5 protein-coding genes are annotated in these 6,000 nt (G+C 40.8%); 2 read left to right on the plus strand and 3 right to left on the minus strand.

Annotation, left to right across the window (positions count from 1 at the left end):
- Positions 1-798: 798 nt before the first annotated feature.
- A complete protein-coding gene (locus ABS362_RS15615) occupies positions 799-2,124 on the plus strand; it encodes a serine hydrolase domain-containing protein (RefSeq protein WP_350413518.1) in 1,326 nt (441 codons plus the stop codon).
- A gap of 375 nt (positions 2,125-2,499) precedes the next feature.
- Here the strand turns inward: ABS362_RS15615 and ABS362_RS15620 are convergent, their stop codons facing one another.
- Positions 2,500-3,105 (minus strand): cupin domain-containing protein, encoded by a 606-nt coding sequence (locus tag ABS362_RS15620; protein WP_350413519.1) that lies wholly within the window; start codon positions 3,103-3,105, stop codon positions 2,500-2,502.
- Positions 3,105-3,980 carry a c-type cytochrome gene (locus ABS362_RS15625; RefSeq protein ID WP_350413520.1) on the minus strand — a complete coding sequence of 292 codons (876 nt, stop codon included), beginning with the start codon at positions 3,978-3,980 and terminating at the stop codon, positions 3,105-3,107. Before ABS362_RS15625 ends, ABS362_RS15620 begins: the two co-directional genes overlap by 1 nt.
- A 140-nt stretch (positions 3,981-4,120) precedes the next feature.
- Here ABS362_RS15625 and ABS362_RS15630 point away from each other — a divergent pair, with 140 nt between their 5' ends.
- Positions 4,121-5,113: a helix-turn-helix transcriptional regulator gene (locus tag ABS362_RS15630; protein WP_350413521.1), complete on the plus strand. Its 993-nt coding sequence runs from the start codon at positions 4,121-4,123 to the stop codon at positions 5,111-5,113.
- A gap of 343 nt (positions 5,114-5,456) precedes the next feature.
- On the opposite strand, the gene ABS362_RS15635 is transcribed toward ABS362_RS15630, so the two are convergent.
- Positions 5,457-6,000: OmpA family protein (locus tag ABS362_RS15635; RefSeq protein WP_350413523.1), on the minus strand; the 544-nt coding region annotated here is incomplete at its 5' end.

Below are 6,000 nucleotides of genomic sequence, written 5' to 3' on the forward strand. Positions count from 1 at the left end.
AATTTGATGTTATTCCTATTGTTTTGAACCACTATACTTGTACTAAGTTGCGTTTTAACATAAAAATAACAAGCCTAATTAGTTAACTAACTTATATTTTTAGTTATATTGTTTATTTATTTAGTTACATATTCTAAAATTATAGCTATAGGAAGAGCTATGAAGTTTATTGGTTTAGAAAGGTAAGGGCAGTGCTTGTTAATTATGAACAAATAAGACAGTTATACTTATGCTGTTTTTATGAAGACTGCTAATACAGTAAAATCCCTGTGGAAAAGGTTCGATAATTCTATCCTTTGGTCTACTAAAAAGCCGCTACACGTTAATTGGAGCGGCTTTTTTGGTTCGATAAATTTCCCCTTCAGTTATAGTACAAGTTAAATTAGTCCTTACCTCTAATCATAAAAGAAAGTGCTCGCTGTTTTTAAGTTATGAGCAACCGGAATCTCCACATACTGTCCACATTCTCCAAAAAGTATAGGAACAACCTCTTCTTGATGCTACGCAGATAAACATACCCTCTTCACCCCATTTTCTAAAGCAGTTTCCCTGGTGATAACTTCATGCCTTTCAACATATACTAAATTAATTAGAAGGAGATCCTTACCATCTGATATCATAAGATTCAAAATATCAGGTAGAGTAAACAATATACCAGCAATAATTACGAATGCTTGTGCGGGTATAAACTTGTATTATAAATAGAGGAATTCATCCCTAATTTTCAGGTATTCATCACTTTAATTTCCAAAAAAGTATCGAAACCATTACCTTAAATGCTTACTTAAAGCAGATACTATGAAAAATACACTACTATTGTTTTCAATTCTATTATTTCAGGCTTTTGGTTTAAAGGCCCAAGTACTAAATAAACCAAAGCTTGATAGTCTTTTTTCCATTTTAGAAGAGCACAATAAGATCATGGGACATCTATCCATCTTCCAAAATGGAAAAGAAGTTTACAGTTACTCCACGGGCTTTGCTAATGTTGATAAAAAAATTCCAATAATTGGAAACACCAAGTATAGAATCGGTTCTGTTTCTAAAATGATAACAGCAACTGTTATTATGCAGCTAATTGAGGAAGGCCAGCTTTCTTATAACACTAAATTGTCTCAGTTTTACCCCGATATTCCGAATGCGAGTGAAATAAATATACTTTACCTGCTTCAACATAAAAGCGGGTTACAAAATATAATTCAAGATCAGACTTATAAGGACTGGAGAAAAAATGCTTTGACGCGGCAGGAAATGCTCAGCAAAATAAAAGAGCTGGGTTCAAACTTCAATGCCGGCGAAAAGCAAGAGTATTCCAATACTAATTATGTCCTGTTAACTTTTATTGCTGAAGACATTGATAAAAAGCCTTTCTCAAAAATCATCGCAAGAAGAATTAGTAAACCCCTCCGGTTAAAAAACACTTTTTATGGTTCCCCTATTAAAGAAGAAAATAAAGAAGCTATTCCCTATCATAAGAAAGAAAAGTGGATCCCGGCCGAGGAAACCAGTCATAGTGTAGCTCTAGGGGCTGGAGCAATCGTATCGACCCCTGGAGATCTTAATGTGTTTACAACTGCCTTGTTCAACGGAAAATTTCTGAACGACAGCTCACTAAAGCTAATGCAGGAAATACAGAAAGAGTATGGTATCGGATTAAAGCGCATGGATGTTCAAGGAATGGAACTGCTTGGCCATTCCGGCGGTATAGATGGATTTAAATCCATCTCTTTCTATGCGCCTTCAAACAACATGTCTTTCTCTTATTCATCTAATGGAAGCGAAATTTCATTGAGTGAGTTGCTATGGGCTGTCAGTAGTATAGCCACTTCTAAAGCTTATGATTTGCCAAATTTTAACAGCAGAAAAATACATACTCCCCGAGATCTAGAAAATATAGTTGGTACCTATAAGGATAGAACTTCGAAGCAAAAATTAACAGTACTGTCACAAGATGACACTATTCTTATACAGGAAGGGCCCCAATCGAAAGGTATTGAACTGGATGCAATAAAGATGAACAGATTTAGGATGGGCCTTGCAGGAGCAACATTTGACTTTCATCCAGAAGCTAAAACATTAACAGTTAATTTCGATGGAGAAAAGATGAACTTTATCAAAATTTAATACCATTTTAAGCTGTAAGTGGCTGAGGTTTTATTAGATGAAGTATGTTCATTGAATTACTGATCTTCCAAAGGTCTGTTTCGAGTAATATGCATTTAAATGAAGTAAACAATTCAGTTAAGCCTACTTTAATTTTCCAAAAGAACTATTAGGTCAGTAATATCCCAATAAATAAAGTAAGATAATTACATCCTTTGGTCTACTACTGTGAAAAAGCCGCTTCCCATCAAATGGAGCGGCTTTTTTGGTTCGATAAATTTCCCCTTCGGTTGGACAATATGAAATTATATCAAAACACCATACATTTTCAATTACATCGAATTTGTTTGACTCCTTAACATCCTTCTGTTCTGAGTAGATCTCTTCCTTACTCAACTACAACAAAGGAGTGTTGTTAATGGCCATCTTTTGAAAGTGATCGCTCCCATTTATCCTCTCCCCTACCCAGTACTTCTCAAGTGCTTTATCCTTGCCTAATTTTGTCGCCAAGAAAGCCAGAAAGCCAAAGACCCTCTTCTGTAAAAACAGCGGAATACCCGGCAGATAAGACTCCCCGTAATGGAAGAGCAGCGCCATGTGCCATATACTTTTAGGAATTCCTTTCCTGTTCACTTTCCCATCATTAACCAGTCCGTAGGCGATGCGTAGTGTCTTTTCAAAGTTTCGTGCAGGCCTGATGTAGACTTTAAATAAGATTGTTTCTGTTTGGCTTGGGTTGTAAAACCGATGCAGGGAGTTGACAGGTGCTACAGCTATCTGGCCCGGGAACACCTGCAGGCGCTTACTATCCAGTTCTATGCCCAAGGGTCCCGTTATTGGTTCAAACTCTTCCACCAGGCTGGTGTGGTAATGCAGGCTTACGCCGCCGCCAGGTGCCAGCTCTACTTCAACCAGTTCGTAAGCGCCACCTGTGTCTTCTTCGGTTTCCAAAAAAGTTACTTTATCTTTTGCAAGCGGATTATAAATCGTCCTGTTCAGCATTACTTTAGTGATCTTAAGTACAGATAAATAGACTCCACTTCCTCAGTTGTATAATGCCTCGTCATTTTCCAGGGCATGTCTTCGTTTCGCATAATCCGGCCGTCAGGGAGCTGGCCTGTCTTCAGCACTGCTGCAAACTGCGCTTTGCTCCAATTGCCCACTCTTCCGGTTGAAGAAATATTTGGTATAGGCGGGAAGCCCAGAACAGGCGAAGGTCCACCTTTGTAGTCTGCCTTGTGGCAACCAGAGCAGGACACGGCCAGGTACTTTCCATACTTCACTGATACCTCCTGCAGCATTTCTTTTGGTTGTATGTAGGTATGGTCTACTCCTTCTGCTGCAAAGGCAGGTATCAGTCCGAAAGTGGTGAGAGCCTTGCCCATCATGTTAAAATCACTCTCGGGCAGTGTTCTGTTTACCGGAGGTAATTGCATGCAGTAAGCTACCAGGGCCGCCACGTCTTTATCCGATAGTTTGGACGTCTCATGGGCAGGCATGATTAGCAGACTTTTGTTATCTTTTCCCAGCCCATGCCGCAGAGCCCGGACGTAGTCTGCCTCTGAATAGTCAGCTGGTAAGCCACCGGCACCTTTCGTGATATTAGGAGCGGACACAAAGCCAATAGCAGGATCATCGAGCATTGCTTTACCCCCCATGTCTTGGCCGTGGCAGTCGTTACAGCCCTTTACTACCGCCAGGTGCCTGCCCTGCTGAATTGCCTCTGTAGTATAGGTAATCTCCACAGGCCTTACCTTAACCACATAGTCCTTTTGTGCCCTCCAGTAAAAGTTAACCTGAAATACCATTGCCGCCAACAGTAGCAACAACAACATCACGCCGCTGCCATACAGGAGAACTTTCTTTAATTTTTTCATAGTTTGTGTAGCTTGCTTAAACACCACAAAAATATGGTAACCGGGACAGCTTACACCTACTCAAAAAGGAATGACTTCTACGCAAAAAGTATTTTTTAAAAAGTTATTTTTCTTAGATTTGTTTATCTTATTACAAAAACATGAAAGGCTTAAGCTTTGTAAATCTGCAGGAACAGCTCCTGCAGGGGCCTACCGGTCACTATACCTGGCAGGATGAATTCGGTGTGCAAAGCTCCCTGTTCGAATCCGCGAATGGCGACCTTAGCCTGTGGCATAAAACCATTCAGTTCCCGGGGGTGCTTATAGATCACCTGAAAATAAAAGCCCCCTCCTCAGTTGTCATCCAGACATCGGAAAAAATTCCTTCTACCATCAATCTTGGCTTTACCCTGCAAGGTACCACCAAGTCATTTTTCGACGATCTGCCACATCCCGTACAAAATGCTCCGCTAAAACATAACCTGTTATATCTTGCAAATCCAGCCGGCAAGCATGTTCTCAATCCGATCAAACAGCTTGAGAACATTCATCTCGCTTTCCAGCCGGAATACTTTCAGGACATTATTTCGGATGATGAGCCTCCTTTTGAGAAAATAAAGGACAACATGGAAAGGAAGCGCTCTATGCTCTTTGCTCTGGACCATGGCCTGATAGACCTGAAAATACAGCAGGTACTGCTAGACATCTGTAATTGTGTGATGAAGGGCAGTGTAAAAAGGCTGTACATGGAAGCAAAGGTGTTGGAATTGCTGGCGCTGCAGGTCGACTCTCTTTACAAGCCGACTACTAGCGGTAAGAATGCAGCCGATACGGACCTATTTCAGCAGATCAGGGCCTATCTAACAGTTCATTACTTGGAAGAGATCACGCTCCACAGCGTGTGCAGGCACTTTGGCATTAATGAGTTTAAACTTAAGAAAGGTTTTCAGCTACACTTCCAGACCAGCGTGATTCGCTATTTAACTAGCCTGCGCATGCAGCAGGCCAAGCAGCTTCTAGAACTTGGCGAGTGTACTATATTTCAAGTGTCAGAGCTGCTCAACTACAGCCATCCCAATCATTTTTCCATTGCCTTTAAAAAGTACTTCGGTATTTCCCCTTCTGAAGTTAGACGTGCAAAGAAAGTATTCTAGCATAGAAACTATATCAGTAGTTTAATTTTGATAAAGTTTTATTGGATCGCTATGTATCGCTAAAAAATTAAGCTAAAGCCCATAAATCCCTGCTGAAATGGTTCGATAATTCCATCCGTTGGTTTACTACTACAAAAAAGCCGCTCTACATTAAATGGATCGGCTTTTTTGGTTCGATAAATATCCCCTTTGGTTTAAAATTCGAATATTTGGAAAATTATGATGGACAAAACCCTTCAAAACATTTTTGTACTCCTATATCAACCCCTTTCTCTATTTCACCTTTCCAAAACAAAAAAGGCCCTGCTGGTTAGCAGGGCCTTTTCAGTTATATTACAGCTGATTACTGCATCAGATACAATTCGGCTTTTCGGTTCGCTTTGCCTTTTTCATCCCGCACCTCGTTTTCTACCTCGAAGGTAAACTTCTTGGGTGCATAGTACTTTTCGATATACTGTTTGATGAGTTGGGCGCGACGATGGCTCACATTCTCTTTCACCTCGGCTGTGCCATAGCCATCAGAGTATCCTTTGATCACGAAGGCACTTCCTTCAGGCTGCTGGTTTAAAAACCTGGCCAGCGCCGAAACACCTTCCAGGTTCATATAGATACTGTTAAAAGCGTAGGATAAGGTAAATGCTGGAGTTGCAGCTTTTGTTTTTACGACCGGTGTCGTTACTTCCTCTACAACAGACACTACTTCCTCTTCTACTTTCACTTCTTCCACAACCGGGGCAGGCTTCTCAAGCAAGTAAGCTGTATGAAATGGCTTGTTTTCAGTTGAGGCTGTGATCCACATCTGGCGATCGGCTACTTTTTTATAGTAGGCATTGTAGGTACCTGCCACGTTCATCACAGGGTCTGCTTTCACCGGCGTACCTGCTTCA

The organism is Pontibacter populi (assembly GCF_040278685.1).
Taxonomy (GTDB): domain Bacteria; phylum Bacteroidota; class Bacteroidia; order Cytophagales; family Hymenobacteraceae; genus Pontibacter; species Pontibacter populi.

Excerpts from the sequence above, each read along its gene's own strand:
- ABS362_RS15615 (WP_350413518.1), top strand. The coding sequence starts at position 799 with ATGAAAAATACACTACTATTGTTTTCAATTCTATTATTTCAGGCTTTT.
- ABS362_RS15620 (WP_350413519.1), bottom strand. The coding sequence starts at position 3,105 with ATGCTGAACAGGACGATTTATAATCCGCTTGCAAAAGATAAAGTAACT.
- ABS362_RS15625 (WP_350413520.1), bottom strand. The coding sequence starts at position 3,980 with ATGAAAAAATTAAAGAAAGTTCTCCTGTATGGCAGCGGCGTGATGTTG.
- ABS362_RS15630 (WP_350413521.1), top strand. The coding sequence starts at position 4,121 with ATGAAAGGCTTAAGCTTTGTAAATCTGCAGGAACAGCTCCTGCAGGGG.